This is a genomic window from Nostoc sp. CALU 546 (assembly GCF_048836525.1).
This window is the reverse complement of the sequence record NZ_JAWJTF010000050.1, coordinates 26,228-48,255: the sequence shown is the minus strand read 5'-3', so window position 1 is coordinate 48,255 and position 22,028 is coordinate 26,228. Positions and strand designations below refer to the sequence as shown.

The 22,028-nt window shown below is 41.2% G+C and carries 23 protein-coding genes and 1 pseudogene; 14 read left to right on the top strand and 10 right to left on the bottom strand.

Translation table 11 applies throughout. From position 1 onward, the window contains the following. Positions 1 to 298: 298 nt before the first annotated feature. From RRG12_RS22855 to RRG12_RS22845, 3 genes are all read right to left on the bottom strand, one after another. Positions 299 to 1,885 carry a glucose-6-phosphate isomerase gene (locus RRG12_RS22855; protein ID WP_069073155.1) on the bottom strand — a complete coding sequence of 529 codons (1,587 nt, stop codon included), beginning with the start codon at positions 1,883 to 1,885 and terminating at the stop codon, positions 299 to 301. A 113-nt stretch (positions 1,886 to 1,998) separates the two neighbouring features. Next, positions 1,999 to 2,256 (bottom strand): cytotoxic translational repressor of toxin-antitoxin stability system, encoded by a 258-nt coding sequence (locus tag RRG12_RS22850; RefSeq protein WP_069073154.1) that lies wholly within the window; start codon positions 2,254 to 2,256, stop codon positions 1,999 to 2,001. A 51-nt stretch (positions 2,257 to 2,307) separates the two neighbouring features. Then, a complete protein-coding gene (locus RRG12_RS22845; protein WP_069073153.1) occupies positions 2,308 to 2,505 on the bottom strand; it encodes a hypothetical protein in 198 nt (65 codons plus the stop codon). A gap of 242 nt (positions 2,506 to 2,747) precedes the next feature. On the opposite strand from RRG12_RS22845, the gene RRG12_RS22840 reads away from it, so the two are divergent. The 6 genes from RRG12_RS22840 (at position 2,748) to RRG12_RS22815 (ending at position 9,158) form a co-directional block, all read left to right on the top strand. Continuing rightward, positions 2,748 to 3,881, top strand: coding sequence for a branched-chain amino acid ABC transporter permease (locus RRG12_RS22840; RefSeq protein WP_069073152.1), 1,134 nt, complete (start codon positions 2,748 to 2,750; stop codon positions 3,879 to 3,881). Then, positions 3,871 to 4,653, top strand: coding sequence for an ABC transporter ATP-binding protein (locus RRG12_RS22835; RefSeq protein ID WP_069073151.1), 783 nt, complete (start codon positions 3,871 to 3,873; stop codon positions 4,651 to 4,653). Before RRG12_RS22840 ends, RRG12_RS22835 begins: the two co-directional genes overlap by 11 nt. Positions 4,654 to 4,785: 132 nt before the next feature. Continuing rightward, positions 4,786 to 5,349: a YfbM family protein gene (locus RRG12_RS22830; RefSeq protein WP_420758721.1), complete on the top strand. Its 564-nt coding sequence runs from the start codon at positions 4,786 to 4,788 to the stop codon at positions 5,347 to 5,349. A gap of 66 nt (positions 5,350 to 5,415) precedes the next feature. Then, positions 5,416 to 5,991: a Uma2 family endonuclease gene (locus RRG12_RS22825; protein WP_420758720.1), complete on the top strand. Its 576-nt coding sequence runs from the start codon at positions 5,416 to 5,418 to the stop codon at positions 5,989 to 5,991. Between the two features lie 209 nt (positions 5,992 to 6,200). Next, complete coding sequence (locus RRG12_RS22820; protein ID WP_420758719.1) at positions 6,201 to 7,070, top strand: substrate-binding domain-containing protein; 870 nt, start codon at positions 6,201 to 6,203, stop codon at positions 7,068 to 7,070. 102 nt (positions 7,071 to 7,172) lie between these two features. Next, complete coding sequence (locus RRG12_RS22815; protein WP_420758718.1) at positions 7,173 to 9,158, top strand: ATP-binding protein; 1,986 nt, start codon at positions 7,173 to 7,175, stop codon at positions 9,156 to 9,158. Positions 9,159 to 9,486: 328 nt separating this feature from the next. Here RRG12_RS22815 and RRG12_RS22810 read toward each other — a convergent pair whose 3' ends face one another. Further along, on the bottom strand, positions 9,487 to 10,773 hold the full coding sequence (locus RRG12_RS22810) for a glutamyl-tRNA reductase (RefSeq protein WP_069070143.1): 1,287 nt from the start codon (positions 10,771 to 10,773) through the stop codon (positions 9,487 to 9,489). 232 nt (positions 10,774 to 11,005) lie between these two features. After that, entirely contained in the window at positions 11,006 to 12,043 is a 1,038-nt protein-coding gene (gene glpX / locus RRG12_RS22805; RefSeq protein ID WP_069070142.1) for a class II fructose-bisphosphatase, read from the bottom strand. A gap of 353 nt (positions 12,044 to 12,396) precedes the next feature. Here glpX and RRG12_RS22800 point away from each other — a divergent pair, with 353 nt between their 5' ends. From RRG12_RS22800 to grxD, 7 genes and pseudogenes are all read left to right on the top strand, one after another. Next, positions 12,397 to 12,969 (top strand): DUF981 family protein, encoded by a 573-nt coding sequence (locus RRG12_RS22800; RefSeq protein ID WP_420758717.1) that lies wholly within the window; start codon positions 12,397 to 12,399, stop codon positions 12,967 to 12,969. Between the two features lie 48 nt (positions 12,970 to 13,017). Beyond that, complete coding sequence (gene grxC / locus RRG12_RS22795) at positions 13,018 to 13,332, top strand: glutaredoxin 3 (protein WP_420758716.1); 315 nt, start codon at positions 13,018 to 13,020, stop codon at positions 13,330 to 13,332. A gap of 239 nt (positions 13,333 to 13,571) precedes the next feature. Continuing rightward, positions 13,572 to 14,057 carry a tRNA adenosine(34) deaminase TadA gene (gene tadA, locus RRG12_RS22790; protein WP_420758715.1) on the top strand — a complete coding sequence of 162 codons (486 nt, stop codon included), beginning with the start codon at positions 13,572 to 13,574 and terminating at the stop codon, positions 14,055 to 14,057. 113 nt (positions 14,058 to 14,170) lie between these two features. Further along, a pseudogene (locus tag RRG12_RS22785) lies at positions 14,171 to 14,925 on the top strand (lysophospholipid acyltransferase family protein). Positions 14,926 to 15,420: 495 nt separating this feature from the next. Further along, positions 15,421 to 16,029, top strand: coding sequence for a hypothetical protein (locus RRG12_RS22780; RefSeq protein WP_069070137.1), 609 nt, complete (start codon positions 15,421 to 15,423; stop codon positions 16,027 to 16,029). Between the two features lie 220 nt (positions 16,030 to 16,249). Further along, positions 16,250 to 16,507 carry a BolA family protein gene (locus RRG12_RS22775; protein ID WP_069070136.1) on the top strand — a complete coding sequence of 86 codons (258 nt, stop codon included), beginning with the start codon at positions 16,250 to 16,252 and terminating at the stop codon, positions 16,505 to 16,507. A gap of 91 nt (positions 16,508 to 16,598) precedes the next feature. Beyond that, positions 16,599 to 16,922, top strand: a complete 324-nt coding sequence (gene grxD / locus RRG12_RS22770) for a Grx4 family monothiol glutaredoxin (protein WP_420758713.1) — start codon at positions 16,599 to 16,601, stop codon at positions 16,920 to 16,922. Positions 16,923 to 17,499: 577 nt separating this feature from the next. Here the strand turns inward: grxD and RRG12_RS22765 are convergent. Beyond that, the gene (locus RRG12_RS22765; RefSeq protein ID WP_069070134.1) at positions 17,500 to 17,748 is read right to left on the bottom strand and encodes a DUF6761 family protein; all 249 of its coding nucleotides are present in this window, start codon (positions 17,746 to 17,748) and stop codon (positions 17,500 to 17,502) included. 588 nt (positions 17,749 to 18,336) lie between these two features. Between RRG12_RS22765 and RRG12_RS22760 the strand changes: the two genes are divergently transcribed. Next, the gene (locus RRG12_RS22760) at positions 18,337 to 19,110 is read left to right on the top strand and encodes a response regulator transcription factor (protein ID WP_069070133.1); all 774 of its coding nucleotides are present in this window, start codon (positions 18,337 to 18,339) and stop codon (positions 19,108 to 19,110) included. A 102-nt stretch (positions 19,111 to 19,212) separates the two neighbouring features. Here RRG12_RS22760 and RRG12_RS22755 read toward each other — a convergent pair whose 3' ends face one another. The 4 genes from RRG12_RS22755 to RRG12_RS22740 all read right to left on the bottom strand — a co-directional run bounded on the left by RRG12_RS22755 (position 19,213) and on the right by RRG12_RS22740 (position 21,700). Beyond that, positions 19,213 to 19,986 carry an ABC transporter ATP-binding protein gene (locus tag RRG12_RS22755; protein WP_420758712.1) on the bottom strand — a complete coding sequence of 258 codons (774 nt, stop codon included), beginning with the start codon at positions 19,984 to 19,986 and terminating at the stop codon, positions 19,213 to 19,215. Between the two features lie 55 nt (positions 19,987 to 20,041). Then, a complete protein-coding gene (locus RRG12_RS22750) occupies positions 20,042 to 20,608 on the bottom strand; it encodes a hypothetical protein (protein WP_420758711.1) in 567 nt (188 codons plus the stop codon). Positions 20,609 to 20,711: 103 nt separating this feature from the next. After that, positions 20,712 to 21,173: a DUF4079 domain-containing protein gene (locus RRG12_RS22745; RefSeq protein WP_069070131.1), complete on the bottom strand. Its 462-nt coding sequence runs from the start codon at positions 21,171 to 21,173 to the stop codon at positions 20,712 to 20,714. Positions 21,174 to 21,304: 131 nt separating this feature from the next. Further along, the gene (locus RRG12_RS22740; protein WP_069070130.1) at positions 21,305 to 21,700 is read right to left on the bottom strand and encodes a DUF1830 domain-containing protein; all 396 of its coding nucleotides are present in this window, start codon (positions 21,698 to 21,700) and stop codon (positions 21,305 to 21,307) included. Positions 21,701 to 22,028 lie beyond the last annotated feature (328 nt).

Genomic DNA, 22,028 nt, shown 5'->3' with positions numbered 1-22,028 from the left:
TCTACAAGTGTTTTAGTCTTATCTGAACTGTATTCAGCTATAAAACTTATACAAATTTGAAAAAATAATGCGACAAATAGGCCATTTGTAGAGACGCGATTCATCGCGTCTTTACCCAAGGATGTGTTGCAATCATTAATTGAATTGGTATTAATTACGAATTACGAATTACGAACTACGAATTATACAGTGAAGCATCCTAGACGGAAGAGAAAACTTCTATCTAGGATGCTTCACAATAAAAAATTGTTGCTGATACAACAATTATGGACAAAATGTGATATTTAGACTAGAGCTATCAGCTAGCAGAAACGGTTAAAGTGCCAGGTTTCTGAAGATCACCTTGCAAAACCACACCTCGCTGATTGGCATGGATATGACGCAAAATTTTGTAAATTTCCTCAACTTGCTCTGATGCGCCGGCTTTTTCGGCAAGTTCCTCAAGAGAAATGGGATTTTTTTCTTTTTGTAGGACTGCTACCACTCGTGTTTGCAAATCGAGAATGGAAGCGGCTGCTTTTTTGCCAGCTTCTACCCCTGGCTGATGGTAAGCGTTGACATTAACTAAGCTAGCGTATAAACCAACAGCGCGTTCATACAAAGCAATTAATGCCCCTACAGTTCGGGGGTTAACTTGGGGAATGGTGACTGTAATGGAATCGCGGTGATTTTCATAAAGCGCTTGTCGGGTTCCTTGGAGAAAACCGGAAAGATAATCGCCTGATGTAACTCCCGGATCTATTTCAGTGGATGGGCCCTGACGATCTTCCAACACTTCGATGAAGGTAGCAAAGAAATTCGCTACACCCTCACGCAACTGCTGAACGTAAGCGTGTTGATCTGTTGAGCCTTTATTGCCATAAACGGCGATGCCTTGATGGACAACTTTGCCGTCTAAGTCTTTTTCCTTGCCCAAGGATTCCATCACTAGCTGTTGCAAATAGCGACTGAATAAAAATAAGCTGTCCTTGTAAGGTAGGACAACCATATCTTTTTCGCCCTTTCCGTTACCTGCAAAGTACCAAGACAAAGCAAGCAAGGCTGCTGGGTTATTTTTCACATCTGGGACGCGGGTAGCGTCATCCATTTCTTTTGCACCATCTAGCATGGCGCGAACATCAATCCCTTGCAATGCGGCTGGTACTAGCCCCACAGCAGACATTTCTGAGGTGCGTCCTCCTACCCAGTCATACATGGGAAATCTGGCCAGCCAGCCTTCGTCTTTAGCCAATTTATCGAGGTTGCTATCAACGCTGGTAATTGCTACCGCATATTGAGCAAAATCCAAATTGTGTCCGGCATAAGCTTTTTTAACTTCAATCATGCCGTTGCGAGGTTCCGGTGTTCCCCCAGATTTGGAGATCACCAATACCAAAGTGCTGGCGAGGGTATTTCGCAGATGATTGATAACGCGATCGATACCTGCTGGATCGTTGTTATCGATAAAGTGAAGTTTCAGGGGCGGGAAATCAGGAGCGAGAGCTTCCGCGACAAATTGGGGGCCGAGGGCGGAACCACCAATGCCAATGGAGATAATATCCGTGAAGCGGCTTGCTCTGGGAGGATGAATAGCACCTGTTTGGACTTTTTCCGCAAAGGCTTCGATTAGTTCTAGGGTTTGGACTATTTCTTGTGTAAGTTCTGGAGCTGGCGCTAAATCAGGATTTCGCAGCCAGTAATGTCCAACCATGCGGTTCTCATCGGGATTTGCGATCGCACCCTTCTCCAGTTGAGCCATATCCGCAAACGCCTTGTCAAACTTCGGCCGCAACGAATCCACAAAGGCATCATCAAACCGCATTCGACTGATGTCTAAGTACAGTCCCAATCCCTCGTGGAAATATAACCAGTTTTGGTATCGTTGCCAAAGTGCCCTAGCATCCATAGGGAAATCTCAAATAAAGTGTTTTCTCAAAAACCAGTTTAATGTAAGGTTATAGCGATCCCTGCCTAGCCTTATACAGTTTACAGTTTTAAGTGTTCGCTTGACTCTTCACTTTAAACATCTGGCATAGGGATGACACGCAGAAATTTCACAATTTCACCCCTAATTTCTATACCAATCAGGTAATTGTCTAGGGTGAAGCGGTGAAAAATGCCTTCACCATCAAGCTGTCGCAGTTCTTTTAAATCAGTCAGTTGCCACTTTTGGGCTAACTCAATAAACACAAAATCATGTACCCGCTCGTAGGCGGCAGGTTCTAAATTTTTCAGGTCTAGTAAAAAAGACCTTGCATAGCGCATTTCCAGACTCACTAGGCGTTACCTTAACCAAAACTTGAGGGACACCAAAAGAGTGCTGCTGAATCAGAAAAACATCAACAGTCTTACTGCTTCTTCATGGGTTAAGATATCCCACGGTTGCTGCGATCGCTTAACTTGTTGTATCGCTTTAAGCATATAAAAGTCACAATGTAAAGCTTCGAGAACATCCCAAATGTCTTGCAAATCGTCATCGGCTAACTGCTCGATTAAGTGATGCATTCTCAGTCGCAGCAAATTCATACGTCAACTATTCCCTACCAGCAAACACCAACAATAAATAGTATTCCCACAAAATTAGCTACGCTCAAGCTACGCTAAAATTTATTCGCTTAGTGAGTGGGAGTGGGGAGTAGGGAGTAGGGAGTGGGGAGTAGGGAGTAGGGGGACAAGCGAAAATAACCATTCCCCATTCCCCATTCCCCATTCCCCATTCCCCATTCCCCATTCCCCCTTCCCCATTCCCCATTCCCCATTCCTTCAATATGGTTGACTATCTCATTTTCTTAGCAATTTCTACAGCACTTTTTGCTCTATTCGGTCTGGGACTCAATTTACAGTGGGGCTTTACGGGGTTAATTAACTTTGGTCATATTGCTTTCATGACCCTGGGAGCATATACAACGGTATTATTAAGCTTAAAGGGCGTACCCCTACTAATATCGGCACTGGCTGGGGCAATTGTCGCCGCCTTGTTGGGTTTGATAATTGGTTTTGCAACTCTCCGCTTACGGGAAGATTATCTAGGAATTGTCACCATTGGTACAGGCGAATTAATTCGTTTAGTAGTAAATAACCAGGAATTACCTGTGGGTGACACCTGGATTTCTGGGGCGTTTGGTGTGCAAAGTTATCCCATACCCTTATCTACAGAGCCGAGTTTGTTTGTAAGATTCGTGATGATTGGGTTGTTAACGCTGCTAGCTGCTGTAACTTTTTTTTCGTTATGGCGATGGATTCGTATTACTCAAATATCTCGGACTACTGATTTAGGCAAAAGGACAACTAGTAAACAAGAATTTATATCCCGCTTGGTTGTGGGAATTGTGTTAGCAGCTTTGGCAGCAGCGATTTATGTTTCTGGGGTAATCGGACTGTATAATTACAACCCAAAAGCGGGTTTAATGCTGGTGTTGCTGTTGGTTTTAGCATTTGTATACTGGCGCTTAGAAATTTTGGTGCGATCGCCTTGGGGTAGAATTCTCAAAGCTATCCGTGAAGATGAAGAAATTCCCAAAGCACTGGGAAAAAATGTCTTTTGGTATAAATTACAATCATTAATGTTAGGGGGTGCGATCGCAGGTATCGCTGGTGCTTTCTTTGCTTGGCAACTGTCCGCCATTTACCCTGATAATTTTCAACCACAGATCACCTTTGACACTTGGATCATGGTGATTTTAGGCGGTTCTGGCAATAACGTTGGCACAATCTTAGGGGCGGTAATTTTCTTTGCTTACGATGCGCTGACGCGGGAAGTCTTACCCAGAATCGTTACCCTTGATGAAGCACGTTTGGGCGCATTTCGGATCATGGTAATCGGACTAATTTTGATGGTACTGATGATTTGGCGTCCTCAAGGTATCTTAGGGAAAAAGGAGGAACTTACCCTTGGTAAATAACCAGTCATCGCCACTTCCCCTTTTGGTAGCCACTGGACTTTCTAAAAGCTTTGGTGGTGTCAAAGCAGTTAATGAGGCAAGAATCGAAGTTGCTAAAGGCAGTATTACGGGCTTGATTGGCCCCAATGGTGCTGGTAAAACCACTTTGTTTAACTTACTCTCAAACTTCATTCGCCCAGATAAGGGACGAGTAATTTTTGATGGTGAACCGATTCAAAACTTGCAACCATACCAAATCGCCCAGCAGGGAGTAATCCGTACTTTTCAGGTTGCACGCACTCTCTCGCGGTTGTCGGTGTTAGAAAATATGCTGCTGGCGGCGCAAAAACAAACTGGTGAAAATTTTTGGCAAGTACAATTGCAACCGCACATTGTTGCTAAGGAAGAAAAGCAACTGCAAGAACGGGCAATGTTTTTATTAGAATCAGTGGGCTTGGCAAAAAAAGCACACGATTACGCTGGTTGCTTGTCTGGTGGACAACGTAAGCTGCTGGAAATGGGACGGGCGCTGATGACTAATCCCAAGTTAATTTTGTTGGATGAACCGGCTGCTGGCGTGAATCCGAAACTGATTGATGATATTTGCGATCGCATTATCACTTGGAACCGCCAAGATGGGATGACCTTTTTGATTATCGAACACAATATGGATGTTGTTATGTCCTTGTGCGATCGCGTTTGGGTACTTGCCGAAGGACAGAATTTAGCTGATGGGACACCAGCAGAGATTCAGAGTAATCCCAAAGTTCTAGAAGCTTATTTGGGAAAATAGAGTGTGATTGACTTTCTGTTTATGCAATGTATTTAGCGATCGGACTTTGGACAAATAAAAGTACATGAATACTGTTACTTGTTCAAAGTCAAATTTAACACTATTAATAGTGCTTAGATTAGAGTAAATATTATGGGTATTACAGCTAGCTATAAACGCATTACACCACAAAAATTTGCAGAAATTCAGAATGCTCCTGAAGCGGCAGCATCTTTCTTTAAGCTTGATTTAGATAATTTAGTTTTTGATTTTAGTAATCCACAGGTAATGATTGCCAAACTACAAGATCGGCGACGCAATGAACATTACTTCAGGCTTGAAGATTGGCACGCACTACATTTTCTTCTCACTGGAGAGTCAAGTTTGGAAGGTGATACCCAAACATTGCCACCTCTTTCTAATGTAGTCATGGGAGGTACGCCGACGCAGTTTGAAGCGACTTACGGATTTGTACGGTATCTCACACTTGAAGAGGTTCGAGATGTTGCAGATGCCTTAAGTCAAATTTCTGTTGAAGAATTGAAGAGTCGATTTAATTCTAGCGTGTTTAATGCAGCAGAAATATACCCAAATCCTAGCCCTGGAGGATGGGATGAAGAAGAGATAGAACCGTTGTTTGAGCTATATCCACAATTGGTAGAATTTTTTCAGAATGCTGCTAAAGAAGGTGATATTGTTTTGCTGTCATCTGATTGATTAATTTTTTCGGAAATTTGGCTTTTGTTAAAATCAAGTTGTATATCTCAGTAGAAAAAGTTTTTTATGTCAATGATGACAATCAAAGATTTAGAGCAAGTTCAAACCGCTTTTACCGAAGCAGGTTTAGATTACCAGCTGGAACTCGAAAATGGGAAAATTTCAGTCATAGGCCCGTCAGATATTTTATCCAGCGAAATCAGTAGTCGTCTCATCGCCTTTCTCTTTGCTTGGATAAATCCTCGTCGCTGGGGAAGAGTATTTGATTCTGCTGGCGGTTTCATCATGCCAGATACAAACCTCAAAGCACCCGATGTTTCCTTTGTTCGAGCTTCCCGACTTCTCCAAAGTCCTCGTTACTTTGGAGAACTTGTCCCTGACTTGGTGGTAGAAATTAAATCTCAGAGCGATAAAATTAAACTTATAGCAGCCAAAATTCTGAAATTTATAGAATTAGGAGCGATCGTCGGTATTCTGATTGACCCTGATGAAGAGACAGTTACAATTTATCGCTCTACAGGCGAACCGACAGTTTTAGAAAATGGCGAGATTTTAACTATACCAGAACTTTTTCCCGGTTGGGAATTGCCCGTTACTGAATTGTGGCCTCCTATCTTTACCGAGGAAGAAACACAAATTTAGTGAAGCTGATTTGGGAAAATAATTTGTGAGCTAAAAATATATTTTCAAATTAAAGCCACATATTCCCGACTTCTTAAAGAAGTCGGGGATCTTTTTCTTGCTTATCATGAAGGATTTAATTTTACCGTTACATTTTATAAAAATCTGGGAATATTAAGTTATGAAAGCTTGCACTATATATAGTGTTTTAGATACTTAAAGACTCACTTATGAAAAAGATTGTTCAGTCAACGATCATCAGCATTATCTTCTTTGGTATGTGCGGTTGTAACTCAGTCAAACCGACTGATTTAACAACTTCTAATCAAGTTACTAACCAAGCTGATTCTCAATCACAAAAAATTATCAAAATTGGTGGTTCTAGTTCAACAATCACAGTTTTAAAACTTTTAGCGCAAGCTTATCAATCTCAAAACAAAACTGTCAAAATTGAGTTTATCTCCAATAGTCAATCCGAAGGTACGATCGCAGCCTTAAAAAACGATATTATTGATATCGCTGGTAGCAGTCACAAACTCAAACCAGAAGAAGATAACGGAAAAATTCAATATCGTGAAATTGCACAAGATTTGTTACTTGTTGCCACTAATAATAGTGTTAAAGGTGTTAATAACCTCTCAACCAAGCAATTAAAAGCAATTTACAAAGGTGAAATCACAAATTGGCGAGAGTTAGGCGGTGCTGACGCAAATATTGTAGTATTGGATAGACCTGAAGACGAATCAGCGAAAAAATTATTGCGGAAATATTATTTGGGAACAGAGAAAACCACAACTAAAGCCGTGATTTTGAACAAAGAGGGAGAATTAATCGAAACCTTACAAAGTACTCCTAATTCTATCGGCGCCTTTTCTTTGGCTTATTCTCTCATCAATAAATCACCTGTCAATCATCTCAGTCTCAATGGTGTTGCTCCCAAATCGCAAAACTTCGCCAATGGTAAATATCAAATGGTGCGTCATATAGGTATCCTCTATGACAAAGTACCTTCCGCACCTACTCAGGGTTTTATTGATTTTATATTGAGCAAAGAAGGTGAAAAAGTACTACAAAATAATGGCTTTGTTCCGGCTAAATAAATGAACAATTCGTAATTCGTAATTCGTAATTACGAATTACGTTAGCGCAGCGGGGCGCAGACCATTACGAATTACGAATTAGTAATTATTGTTGAATGTGCCATGCAGAGATTTTTCAGGGGGCTGAAACTCAGCCAAAAAATTGTTCTACCGATGCTTGCAGTTTGCCTGAGCGTATTTATGCTGGGCTTAGTAGTGCTAGGAAATTGGTTTACCGATAGTTTACAGCAGAATTTTCACCAAGAAATAGAAAGTTTTGCTGAACGAGTTTATCAGGATTTTCAGTATGAACAGCAAACCCTAGAAACTCAAATCGAACTTATTGCTAATCGAGATATGCTAAATCAGGCTGTGGAACAGCGAGATCAAAGTTTGCTTTTGCAAGTATTGCTACCACTCAAATCTATATTGAAATTGGATTGGATTAAGGTAATTGATACTCAGGGTAATGTCCTCGTAGATTTACGAAATAATTCCTTAAGTCAAGCCAATCTCTTAGACGAAGTAGTTACCAGCACTGCCAGTAGAGGAGCGCATTTAGTCGATTTGGTAAATGTAGAAAGCAAGCAACAAGTTCTCGAAGTGGTAACAAATGGAATCAAATCATCAGCAGGACTTTTGGGAGGAATCATCATTGGTAACTTAGTAGACGATACCCTAATACAAAAAATTGCTGAGGGTTCCTCAAAACAACTGATTGTCCACAGACAAAATCGTGTAGTTGCAACAACCTTGTTGATAGCCAAAGATGGAACTTGGGAATTTCCTCATCCTAATTTACCTCCTAGACAAATCACTATTGATCACAAAAACTATTTAGCTAAAAGCATCATATTTAGAGGAGTAAGTCAATCTTTAACAACCACAGTATTGTATCCTACCTCGCTTCTAGAAGTTGCTCAATGGAAGTTATGGACGCATTTAGGATTGTTGTTTTTGTCAGGAAGCAGTATTGTGGCAGTTATTGGGTTTTTAATTGCACAGACTATTACTCGCCATCTGCAAGCTGTTACACAAGTAGCACAACGAGTCACCCAAGAATCTAATTTTGATCTGCAAGCTCCTGTAACGACTCAAGACGAGGTGGGAATCTTAGCTATTGCTTTTAACCAGTTAATTCAACAAGTAAAGCGACTATTAGTAGAACAATATGAGGCGAAACAAAAATTAGAGTTTTACAGCCAAACACTAGAAGAAAAAATAGAAGAACGAACCCAAGCACTACGACAAAAAAATATTGCTCTCAAGGATACTTTACAAGAACTCAGGCATACTCAGTCTCAATTAATCCAGAATGAAAAAATGTCTTCTTTGGGACAGTTGGTTGCTGGCATTGCTCATGAAATCAACAATCCAGTTAATTTTATCTACGGTAATCTTAAGCATACCGATGATTACACACAACAGTTATTGTGGTTACTTCAACTTTATCAAAAACATTATCCCTACCCAGAAACAGAAATTCAAAAAGCTAAAGAAGAAGCTGATATTGAATATTTAACAGAAGATTTGCCTAAAATGTTGACTTCCATGAAGATTGGAGCCAGTCGCATCCGGGAAATTGTCCTCAGTTTACGAATATTTTCTCGTTTGGATGAAGCCGAGTTTAAAACTGCTGATATCCATGAAGGGATTGACAGTACTCTATTAATTTTACAACACCGGATCAAATCCCAAAGTCATCGCCCTCAAATCACAGTGATTAAAGAGTACGCTGAAATCCCTAAAATTCAGTGCTTTGCAGGACAATTAAATCAAGTATTTATGAATATTTTGGCAAATGCTATTGATGCTTTAGAAGAGGCTTTTCAAAATGGGCTTTGTCCAGAACCAATAATTCGTATTTCTTCAGCGCAGGTGAATGAAAATGTCGTTATTCAGATTGCTGATAATGGCACAGGGATTCCAGAAGCAATCCAATCACATCTATTTGACCCTTTTTTCACTACAAAACCAGTTGGTAAAGGTACTGGTATGGGATTATCTATTAGCTACCAAATTATTACTGAAAAACATGGCGGCTCGTTACAGTGCATTTCATTACCGGGACAGGGTGCAGAGTTTGTAATTACAATCCCGATTCGATAGGTGATTTTGCAAAATAGCCAGGGATTGTAAATCCCTGTCTCATAGCTAAAGTCCTCTGAAGAGGACTAAAGAGCGCGAAAATTTTTAGTCTACTTCAGTAGACTTGAGCAATTAACTTCTAATTAGATATCTATCTAATTAGAACTATATAGGACTCATATTTGATTTCTGAAAAAACTCAGTACAACTAAGAAGCCTTCTTTCCTATTGTCTATTGCCTATTGCCTGTCTACGCAAATTCGTTCAGAAATCAAAGCGGATTCCTATATCTAATTGAAAAGCTCAGATCCCCAACTTCTCATAGAAATCGGGGATTTTTTTGTTCAGTTTAACTAAATTGTTCCTCTGCATCGAGGTTGAACAGCATTTGCAGAGTTTGCATACAGCGCCGTCTAGCTTCAACATCTTGCTGCGATCGCAATTGCACCATCGGGTCATGTAAAATTTTATTGACAATTCCCCGTGTTAATGCTTCAATCACCTCTTGATGTTTTTCCGCGAATTCCGAACCCAATCTCGACAAAGCTTTTTCTAACTCTTGTTCACGGATGGTTTCGACTTTATTTCGCAGACAGCTAATAGTGGTAACAGTTTCTAAACTGCGCCACCAAATATCAAAGGCTTCCACTTCTTCCTCTAAAAGTCGCTCGGCTTCTTGTGCAATCTTGCGACGGCTTTCGTAGTTTTGCGCTACTACTGCCTTCAAATCATCGACATTAAACGCTTGCACATTTTCTAGTTCATTCACATCCGCATGAACATTACGCGGCACAGAAATATCAAATAACATTAAAGAGCGCTGAACTTCTAAAACCATTTCCAATTTGGCACGGTCAAGTATTGGCTCTGTAGCAGAAGTACTTGTAAACACCAAATCACTATCGGCAATTACGCTCATCATTTCCGATAGCGGATGAATATTGATCGGTTGCTGAGGGAATTGCTTTGTTAATTCTAGGGCGCGATCGCGAGAGCGATTTACAATACTAATTTCCACAGCACCTTTAGAAATTAGGTGTTGCACCAGCAGCCGCGACATTTTACCAGCACCCAGAATTACTACTCTGCAAGCAGCTAAATTTGCTACTTTAATTTGTGCTAACTCCACAGCAGCCGAACTGATAGAGACAGCACCAGTACCAATACTAGTTTCAGTACGAACCCGCTTACCAGCTGTTAACGCTTGTTTAAATAATCGATTCAAAATGGTTTTTATACCACTATATTGCTGTCCCAGTTTGTGAGTAGTCTTCACCTGAGCCAGAATTTGACCTTCTCCAAGTACCAGACTATCTAAACCACCAGCTACCCGCATAACGTGCATTACTGCATCATCATGTAGCAACATAAATAAATGTTGTCGCAGAGAAAGCACGGGTAATTTACTGTATTCTGCAAGAAACTGCGTTACTTCCCGGATACCTTGGTCTGCTTCACTGGTGACAATGTAAATTTCCAGGCGGTTACAAGTGCTAAGAATTGCAACTTCGTCAATATGGGGATAGCTGGCCAGTTGAGCGATCGCACTTTCAATTTGTGGTTCTGGAATGCTCAGTTTTTCCCGGACTTCTACTGGGGCTGTTTTATGGCTTAACCCCACCACTGCTATATTCATTTGCTAAATTGTAGTTACTAGTTGGTAGTTGGCAATCTGGCATTAAGTAAGAATAGGGAATGGGGAATTTTTGTTTATTGGTTGATAGTTTTCTAACCAACCATTAATCACTAACTACTAACTACTAACTACTGTAAAGGTAAAGCATTTCGGTGATGATTTTTCCGTTTTATAGAAACATTTCTTTCCAAATGCTTTACCCTTACTTTTACCATTCCCCATTCCCTAAAAATTAGTTCAGTTGGAGAACTTTTGGTTCACCAAACAAGTGAATTGTATCAACAAATCGAGCAGTTTTAGACTGGTTAGAAATTACCAAGCTTTGAGTTCTTGCCCCGTCTTTGAAGAAACGTACACCTTGCATGAGATTACCACTGGTAATGCCGCTAGCCGCGAACAGAATAGTTTCACCAGATGCCAGTTCATGAGCATCATAGACCTTATCGGGGTCATTGATATTCATAGACTTTAAGCGATCGATGTTGGCTTCTCTGCTTTCTCCAATCAGACCTGTTTTGACTACAGCTGGATCGTAGATCAGTTGACCTTGGAAGTGTCCACCCAAAGCACGCATTGCTGCTGCTGAGATTACGCCTTCAGGAGCCGCACCGATACCCATCAGAGCGTGGATATTGGTTCCAGCAAAACCGCAGCTTATAGCTGCACCCACATCACCGTCTGAAATTAGGGCGACTCTCGCTCCAGCCTCACGGATTTCCTTAATTAAATCGTTGTGGCGTTCGCGCTTCATGACTACGACCACAAGTTCTTCAATACTCCGATCTAGACACTCAGAGAGAATCTTGAGGTTTTCTGTTGCTGACTTGTTGATGTCTACCTTGCCCTTAGCTGCGGGGGGTGCTGCTAACTTCTTCATGTAAAAGTCAGGAGCAGCAAATAATCCACCCTTTTCAGAAATTGCCAAGACAGCCATCGAACCAGGTTGTCCATAAGCTACCAAGTTGGTACCTTCACAGGGGTCAACGGCGATATCAATTTCAATTAATTCATCAGGGTTACAGACACTTTCGGCATTTGGTTGGGTACAGATACCAACTTCTTCCCCGATGTATAGCATAGGCGCGTCGTCACGTTCGCCTTCCCCAATCACAATGCGACCGCGCATGTGGATTTTATTCATCCGCTCCCGCATAGCTTCCACAGCTACCTGGTCAGCGATGTTTTTTTCGCCTTTGCCCATCCACTTTGCAGATGCGATCGCGGCTTGCTCTACTACTTCAATAATCTCTAAACCAAGTGTATTTTCCACAGAGTTTGCCCTCTCAGCTGCTTGAATTTGCGTCGTTTTATCTGCCTATTTCAGTTTTCAAGTCTACCAAAGGGCGGATACACGTGGAAGAAAGTTAAGTTTTACTGCTAACTCGTTAGAAAAGTGCCAGTTAAGACATCCTAATTTTTCACTCCTACAACTCCAGTATAAAACCTGTTTAAAAGTTACTAAGTTAAGAACTGGTACAAATATTTAGCAGTGTATATCCATAATGTTGCTTTTATTCAGGTCTATCTTTAGGTATAAAATAACAAACAAGAAAGCTAGTAGATTCACTAAAAACTGAAAAACGATACACAAAGTAAATATCTTGTCAAATTAAGAGGTTAATCGTGTTTATAGACTACATCACACTCATGTTGATCAATATGGTAGCTGGGTTATTTCTACTGGCTGACTATGTATATCGGGGTATAAATAGTTCTAATCAGAGGCAGTGGATTCCCGGTTTTGGGATTACAGGCGCGATCGCACTCACAACTGGTTTACACATGAGTTTTACCTGGCCTGTTACCGGTAGTTTTAACATTGCCTTCGGTGAAACAAGTGTTCTTTTTGGAATCTTGTTTGTAGCAGCTGCGATCGCACTCGCTCAAAATTGGGATTTATTGACAATAGCAGTTTATGGTTTTTTTGCTGGCGTAGTTGCGATCGTAGTCGGTATCCGCATCATCAACTTGAATATGACAAAGCAACCGCTTTTATCGGGAATCGGCTTTATTTTAACCGGGTTAGGTGGTGTTTTTGCAGCGCCAACTCTCTATTGGAAAACCAACCGAACTTGGCGGCTAATTGGTGTAGCAGTGCTGATAGTAGCCGCTCTAATTTGGGCATTGACTGGATATTTAGCTTATTGGAATCATTTAGAGGGTTTCCAAAAGTGGGTTCCAGCGCCGATGCGGTAAGCAATGTTCTAGGCTAGAGACATGGTTAAAACCTTGCTTAATAAAAATATGCTGGACTTTCTTAATCCCCTCTTAAATCGCCATCCAGAGCGAGTTAAAGCCAACGTCGAACTTTACACATGGGCAACTTGTCCTTACTGTATTCGTGCCAAAATATTGCTGTGGTGGAAAGGTGTAAACTTTACTGAATATAAAATCGACGGCGACGAAGCAGCCAGAGCTAAAATGGCAGAACGCGCTAACGGCCGCCGTACAGTACCACAAATTTTTATCAATAACCAGCACATTGGCGGCTGTGATGACCTATATCAGCTAGACACACAAAGTCAACTCGATCCCCTTTTAGCCCAAGCCGCTATTTAGTATTAAAGGAGGCAGAGGGCAAGAGGTTTTACCTCAGTTGGGGATTCAGACCCAATACAGTTCAGATAAGACCAAAACACTTGTAGAGACGGCGATTTATCGCGTCTCAAAAACCCACAATTTTGTACAATTAGCCCTTAAAATTTGGCGTTTTTGTTTTAAACCCTTGCTCTATGAGAAGTTGTGGCAGATAGCAAGAAGCAGTATTCCTTCTGCCCTCTGCCTTTCTTGATAAGAATATGCTAACTAAATACACAGAATATCTTATACATCAACAATGGATGAGTTATGCCCTAAAATTAGCAAAAACAGCAGGTGATGCAGGTGAAGTCCCTGTAGGTGCTGTTATCATTGATCCAACAGGCAAATTGCTGGCACAAGGAGAAAACAGAAAAGAACGCGACAAAGACCCTACTGCCCATGCGGAAATTCTCGCTCTCAAGAGAGCTGCAACAACTTTACAAAATTGGCATCTTAATGAATGCACACTCTATGTAACTCTTGAACCTTGCCCGATGTGCGCGGGTGCGATCGTCCAAGCGCGTCTAGGATTACTTGTATATGGAGTAGACGATACAAAAACTGGCGCAATTCGTACAGTTATTAACATACCCGACAGTACTGCTTCTAATCACCGTCTCCAAGTAATCGGAGGCATTCTAGAGTCAGCTTGTCGTCAGCAATTACAGACTTGGTTTGCCACTAAGCGGCGTAGGGTAAACTAACGGACAGAGGTAAAACTGTCCATCTAGTACGACACAAGTCACGCAAGAGAATCTACGGTGTAACTAATCAGGCTTTTCGTTAAATTTTTACCCGTCAATCAGCTGCATCCGTCATGATGGAATTTTACTCTTCATCCGATACCTGCCAGCACCCACCAGGAAATCCTCAGGTAGATCGTACTACCTCAAGGGTTTCTCCTTGGTTAAGTCCCCTGGCATATTTATTAGGGCGTCACTGCCTATTACCATTATTCTTTGGACAAATTAGAATAACCGGACAAAAAAATATCCCCACAACCGGGCCTGTGATCCTTGCGCCTACCCATCGGGCGCGTTGGGATGCGTTGCTTGTACCCTACGCTACTGCTTGTCTGAGAAAGCAAGACTTGCGGTTTATGGTGACTATTGACGAATGCCAAGGTTTGCAAGGCTGGTTTGTCCGACGCTTGGGGGGTTTCCTGTGAATTCTAAGCATCCGTCAATTCGCACACTGCGACATGGAGTAGAGTTACTTCAGCAGCACAAAACCCTGGTAATCTTTCCAGAAGGTAATATTTTTCGCGATGGCCAAGTTCACCAGTTAAAGCCGGGAATTGCTCGTCTTGCTTTGAGTGCTGAATCTAGTTATTCCGGGCTGGGAGTGAAAATTATACCCATAGGTATTAATTACAGCCAACCCTATCCAAATTGGGGTACAGATGTAAGTATTGACATTGGCTCCCCAATCAGAGTGACGGATTACATGAGTGGCTGTATAAAACAAGATGCCAAAAGCATCACATCTGATTTGGCAAAGGCACTGCAACAATTAAGCCATCAAGAAACAAAAGTTACTAATCACGCATTTGCAGAAATTACTAATTCTTGATCTAGTTAAACATCAAGAGTTCCAAGACTGGCTCTTAAGCATTGACCATTAACCGTGCATGATTAAGAAACTGCACGTTTTCAAGGTTTGACACTAATTGTTAACTGCTATATCCATCCTGAATAAGTCACAAAAGATTAGTGATATTTTGTAACCTTTGAGGATGTATACATATATAGATTACTCTCTATCTACGCGATATTCAGCCAAATTGGCATTTTTTTGAGTAAATAGCTAAGAGTTGTCTGCAAACTATTGAATTGATTGATGATATATAGAGAATTAACGTGTTAACTCAGTCCACTGTGGGTATCGCTAATCACAACTATTTAAGTTAGTTACTATACAGGGGTAATGGGAACTCTATTAAACCGATTTTCAGTCCTAAATCAGAGATACTTAGGATGTAACTTTGCTTTGTCCAAGACCAAAACAGAGTTAAGATACCCGAAGTTTCCATAACTTGTTTATATAGTTGTCGCACTAATTGATCCCATGAACACTGCTGCCGCTGTTACCTTGATGCACCGTACTGTTTTATCAGTCATAGCAGTCCTTAGTCTGCTATCACCTGTGAATGCTCAGGTATCACAGTCACCAGGCACTACCAGCCAACCACAACCCATTGACCCCAACGATCCCAATAACCTCCGCCCCATAACCCAAAGTAACAGCCTTTTGAGCATTGAAGGTGGCGATCGCTTAGTAAAAGATGCAGAACAAGCCGTTTCTGCTCAAAACTACCCTTTAGCTGCTAAGAAACTGCAAGAAGCACGCCAAGTTTATAATCAGCTATCTAATTTTTATCAAGAGTTAAATTCTAGCTTTTCGGGAATTGACAATAGAGTTTCTGATTCTCAACGTCAAAAAGCTCTATTAACAGCCCAAAAGCGAGATGAAGCTACCTTTCAGCTAGCATTGGTACATCGCGCCCAAAATCAGCCAGAATTAGCTGTACCGTTGTTAGTTCAAATAATTAAGAGTCAAAATCCGACGCGGGATTTAGGCAAGAAAGCCTATAAACAGTTGTTTGAATTGGGTTTTGTTGATTCTCCCTATCCCAGAGAAGGTGGTACTTCATCTTCCTCATCCCCAAAAAAATAAATTAAATTGGCGTTGCCTGTTTTTCCTTATCTCCCCAACCAGTCGCCTGGGAATCCCCCAGTGCTAGGATAGAGCTATCTACCGTAGCCAAAAACTGAGCGTTCTCAAAAATACACCTCAGAGGCGTGTTTATCTACAGCCTTGCCAAAACCTAAAGTTGGCACAGGCATTTGCTCCATATCTGTTAATAATAGAAAAGTAAGTTTTTTCAGGAATTGCGATGATTAGTCCGCAGCAGGTTGAGGCAATGATCAAGGCGGAACTGCCAGACGCCCAGGTTCAGGTGCAAGACTTGACTGGTGGCGGTGACCACTATCAGGTGACAGTAGTTTCATCGCACTTTGCAGGTAAGGGACTAGTGCAACAGCACCAGTTAGTTTATGGTGCGTTGGGTCAAGCTATGTCAACTGAAGCAATTCATGCCTTGGCGGTAAAAACATACACTCCCGAAGCTTGGCAAGCAACAGCAAGTTCCTAAAGTTATGAGTTAGAAGTTAGGAGTTATGAATTTTTAACTCCTCACTCTTCACTCCTCACTCTACTAATGCAACATAGGAAACACAAGTACCATGACACCAGAACTCAAAGACAAAATTGATAACTTGCTACAACAGAACAAGATTTTAGTTTTCATGAAGGGAAACAAGTTAATGCCCCAATGTGGTTTCTCCAACAACGTTGTGCAGATTCTCAATACCTTGGGAGTTCCCTTTGAGACGATTGATGTTCTATCAGACTCTGAAATCCGTCAAGGTATTAAAGAATACTCTAACTGGCCGACAATTCCCCAAGTGTATATCAATGGTGAATTCGTTGGTGGTTCTGACATCTTGATTGAACTGTACCAGAAAGGTGAATTGCAACAAAAGGTAGAAGTAGCTCTAGCCTCGTAATCTCTGGTTAACAACATACCCTTTGGTTTGTTGTTAAATCTGTGCTTTGCAATCAAGGCAATGTATCGTTTTTAATGTCCTTGAAAGGGGAAATATATATACCTCCCCTTTCAAGGTTTTTTAATAGGTTTCTGATCAAAAGACTTGACCGAAATAACCAGAAAGCCCGTTTAGAACAAGATTTTAGAAATTATCTTGTTCCCAGTCAAAGACTAGGAATACCTAATGAGGCTACAGCCCACAATTACAGCTAGAAGCTAGAAACGAGGTTTTAAATGGGTTTCGGCTTAAGTTGACATCAATGACGAGATCCCCACCTCACAATAAATAATTGGATATTTTTTTATGAGGACTAAAGTCCCCACTACAAACCTTTAATTATTTACGCCCACTTACTTAGGTCAACAATCCCCTCAGTCGCATTGGCAAGACCAATATAGGGCTGAGGGGATGCGTTTTATCAATACAATAATTTCTCCAAATTTCACACCACAGCAACCCGTTGACCAATACAGATAATATGCTATAGTTATCTGCGGTAATTAACGGTTACTATCAATAACCAAGTAAATGGTACTTAGTAGTAATCGGGTTGTGGCTGTGGTTGCGGCACTGCAAAATTTGACCCATCGTACAAGTAGCGGCTGGCTTCCTCTTCTAGGCGATGAATCAGATATGGTTCAATGACGTTGCTATGTCGCAATGCGGCTAGATATCCATCCAAATACATCCGCATATCATCCGTGCGATAACCGCGATTCCATAACTCGGCGAAGGCGTCGGTGAGTCTTTGGTAATAGCGGATGGTTTGTGTGTCTTGGAGCATAACTGCTGTATTAATCTCTTTGGAATGAGAATTGTAAATGATTCACGCTCAAATGTGAAGTGTAATTTCACTTTGGCATCAACTCAAAGTCAACACATATACGTTTGATCAGTACCCTCCTAGCAGCTACAAGCTACTTTAATCCTATTCCAGAAAACATCGATTCTAGTGACTAGCTAAGTTATTTTTGTGATTTTCATGATCAACAGCCCAATTCTATTGGTGTTATATTCCTGGATAGGGGACGCTAGATTTTTGTGGAAAAAATCTACTTTCATCATCAGGTTAAAAAGCTGTTGTAGTAATGGTTAGCTGGTTGCATTATAAATATTTTCCACATTACACCTATCTAAAAACAGAATATTAAGCTAAAAGAACTTTTGATAAGTCTAACAAAACTTTCGATAAATTTAATAAAAATTTAACAATATTTCTAATCGCCTTTTAGCAAGGCATAAATTAAAGATATTGCCACTCTTTTTATGAGGAAATGTAAAGCTAATAGTAATTGAAGTAACAAAGGCTACAAAACCTTAGAGATGGGCTTGTTACTTTGAAAGTCATCAGACGCTAAGGGGTCTTGCCGCCGTGGGTTCGGTTTGTATAGAAATCATTGAGGGGAATCCCCATCTGAGGTCGTTGTTGGGTTGGCACTTGCAACAACTGGAATACCGTGTGCATCAAGCTGCCAGCATTTATCAAGCAAGGGAAGTATTTTTAAGCCATCAACCAACACTGGTAGTCTTAGATGCAGACCTGCCTGATGGTGATGGCATTGAGTTTTGTCGTTGGTTGCATCGTCAGCAACAGCCTCTAATCTTAATGCTATCTGCCCGTAATAGTGAAGCTGATATCGTTGCAGGTTTAAAGGCGGGTGCAGATGATTACTTGAGCAAACCTTTTGGGATGCAAGAGTTTTTGGCACGGGTAGAGGCACTGATTCGGCGGAAGCGCACACCTACTGCACCAGCTTACTTGGATTATGGCACTTTGCAAATCGATTTAGTTCAGCGTCGTGTCCGTTTCCAAGGGGAGTTCATTGACTTAACGCCCCAGGAATTCAGTTTGCTGTACGTTTTGGCACAAGCTGGGGGAGTACCTCTGAGTAGGTCGGAATTGCTGCGTCGTGCTTGGCCTGATGCTATCGATAACCCTCGTACCATTGATACTCATGTTTTGTCGCTGCGGAAAAAGGTTGAACTTGATCCCCGGCAACCCAATTTGATTCAAACTATCCGCAATGTTGGATACCGTTTTAACATGGAAATTTTGAATACTAATATTTCACAGTCACAAACAACAAAGTTAGCTAGAGAAAGATTTAGTAATCAACGTTCAACACTTAGTAGTAGTCAAGTGTGATGGAAATGGGGAGTGGGATATGAGGGAGATGAGGAAAATAACTTATGTCCAATGCCCAATACCCAATGCCCCATGCCCAATGACAATTGACTCATCCAAAATTTAAAATCCAAAATCGTCTTGCTCTGTTGCTTGAATCAGGCTTTTTCGTAATTCAATCCAGTCTATCTCTGAGGCTGTTTGATTTGCGAATAAATGACCTTGTTGCAGGTGTAATAACCGATTGCAAAACATCTGGGCTAGTTCCAGTTGGTGATTTACCATCAGAATTGTGGTTTGATGAGTTTGACTCAACTGGGTTAAGATTTGCATTAGATAAGTAGCCGTACCAGCATCTAGGGCAGAGGTTGGCTCGTCTAATAATAATATTTTAGGCTGGATGACTAAAGCACGAGCGATCGCTACTAGTTGTCGTTGTCCCGCAGAAAGTTGCACCTCTGTTCGCTCTAACCATTCATTGGGAATGTGCAGTTGGTCTGTCCAGTAATTGACTCGTTGCTGAATTGTCTGTTTGGGCAAACCACGCAAAACTAAAGGATAAGCCAAGGATTGCCCAACTGTCATCCCCAACAGTTTAGATTCTTGCAATACAAGTGTCACTATTTGGCGTAGCTGGATGACAGGAATTTGGCGATATTCTTGATTTTCGAGATAGAGTTTACCACTTGTGGGTTCAATTAGGCGGTTGATAAGGCGTAATAACGAAGTTTTTCCAGCGCCTACTGGGCCTACAATTACAATGCGATCGCTCTGGAATACCTCTAAGGAAATATCCTGCAATATGGGGTATCCCTGCTGATTGCCAGGAAGTTGGGTTTTCAGCTTTGTAAACAGATTAACTTGCTCTAGCCTGAGTGTGGCTTTTGCTGTGTTCAAGGGAGTGGGGAGTGGGGAGTGGGGAGTGGGGATAAAACAATACCCACACCCAATTTTAAGTTAATTGTGCAGTAGTTAATGCTGTAGCGATCGCCCAACCATCGACTAATAGTAGCAGCAGTGTGAATACTAGTAAAATCAGGTACATCCACGGCTGCGCTAAAGGGCGAACATCTGTGGTGTCAATGCTCGTTTTTGCTTGGACAATTTGCACCAAACGGGCAAATCCAGCTACACGCATCGGTAATAAATAAGCTTTCCCATCCTGGCTGAGGAAGTAATAAACTAGCCCTCCTTGTCCAGTGCTGCGGGGTTTTATCTCTTTGACTTGTGACCAAGGTAAATACCAGCCTTTACGAAAAAACCTCGGCACCCAGGCGGGGTAAGTAACCTGAATTCCCTCGTCATCTACCATTACTTGTTCAGTTAATACTGCGTACAAGGCAACAAAACCTATACCAATCCCTATCCACAATAATTCTGGAGGTACGGGTGCGGCTGTTACCTGCGATAAAAAAGGTAATGGGACTGTGAGTGCTATGTATAGACTTAGCAACGTTATCCGAATCAAAGGAGACAGACGAAAAATAGAAGCTGAGATATTGGCTGAGTTTGCTGTCACGGCTCAATTACAATGTTTTTCTTCATTGTAGGGTAGGTCTATGTTTTAGCTGGAGTGTTGCAAATAAGGTATGCCACTTTAATAATTCGTAATTCGTAATTTTTTAGGGTAAATACTTTTGTACTACAATCCAACCAGTAAGGGATACCCAGGCAAATCCTATAAATAGAATAATATTTACGCCGATGTGTAAGGGTCTAGCCCAAGGTCGTCTGACACTAATTTGTGTGGCGCTAAAAGCAGATAGTAAAACTAATGCTACGACTATTAACCCAGCAACTAAGTGTGACGAGTGTCCTAGTGAACCAAAGTGCCCCCAAGTGCCAACAATGCCAATTGCTAGCAACAGTAGCACTAAACTTACCATGCTGATGCCCATTGCATAGTGGAGCGATCGCACCCCTTTATTACCGCCCATAAATGGCGTGATAAAAGGAAATTGCTGCGAAGTTCTCGCCCGAAACATCCAAACGCCGGTGACTGCTAACATCAGATATGCCAGCAGGGACAACCCCATAGACCAGGCGGCTATTTTCCACAACCAAAGAAATGAAGGCAGATTCATAAGATTGATTGTAAATGAGAGTGGGGGGCAGGAGAGCAGAGGAGGATAATTAATGACAAATGACCAATAAATATATAAACAAAAAGGGCTGCTGAATTAGCAACCCTTAAATTTAGATAAAATTGTTTTTTTTAATCAACCGATGCTAAACCAAGGATTTGCAAGGGTTTTGTAGTATCTCCGATTTTTGTATTAATTTGCTGCACCATTAATTTGGTATTAATAGGGTCTTTTCCATCTGATGAGTCTGTATCAAACTCATAAGTACTGGGTTCTTCGAGCATCAGGCGATCGCACGGAATCTTATCGGATAAAATTGCACTTGCCATCATCCCTGTATGAATCTCCACTTGACCTTTTCGCGGAGCTTCAAAAACTAAACGTTGTCCAGGGAAAACAACCCTTTCAAAGTACCAGTTGGGAATATTGCAGATGCGAGCTACCTGTATTTTGCTCGTGGCATTAATGTAGCAGCAGAGAATTTTTCCTGATTGCTCAGGTGGTAGAGGATCTAATATTTGAGCCATAACTGCTGAGGAGCTTTACGCCACAATTTTACATTACACTAGCCAAGCCTAGCATCCACTGATCCCCAGTTGTTGTAACTGCGAATACCAACTGAGTATTTGTAGATTATTTCTGTCTAAAGATATATTTTTAGTTATGAAAATTTTGTAATTATTCACACCTTTTTCGGAATTATACACTATAAATAAAAGTTTTTAATATTTTATCCTGGTATAAAAGCTTAAATTCTCTGAAAGCAGATTGTTAGGGAATTGACATAACAACGATCCCCTTGCTTTTATCATAGCGAGGAAGTGAGTTTTGCTGTTTCATCTATCTCAGAATTAA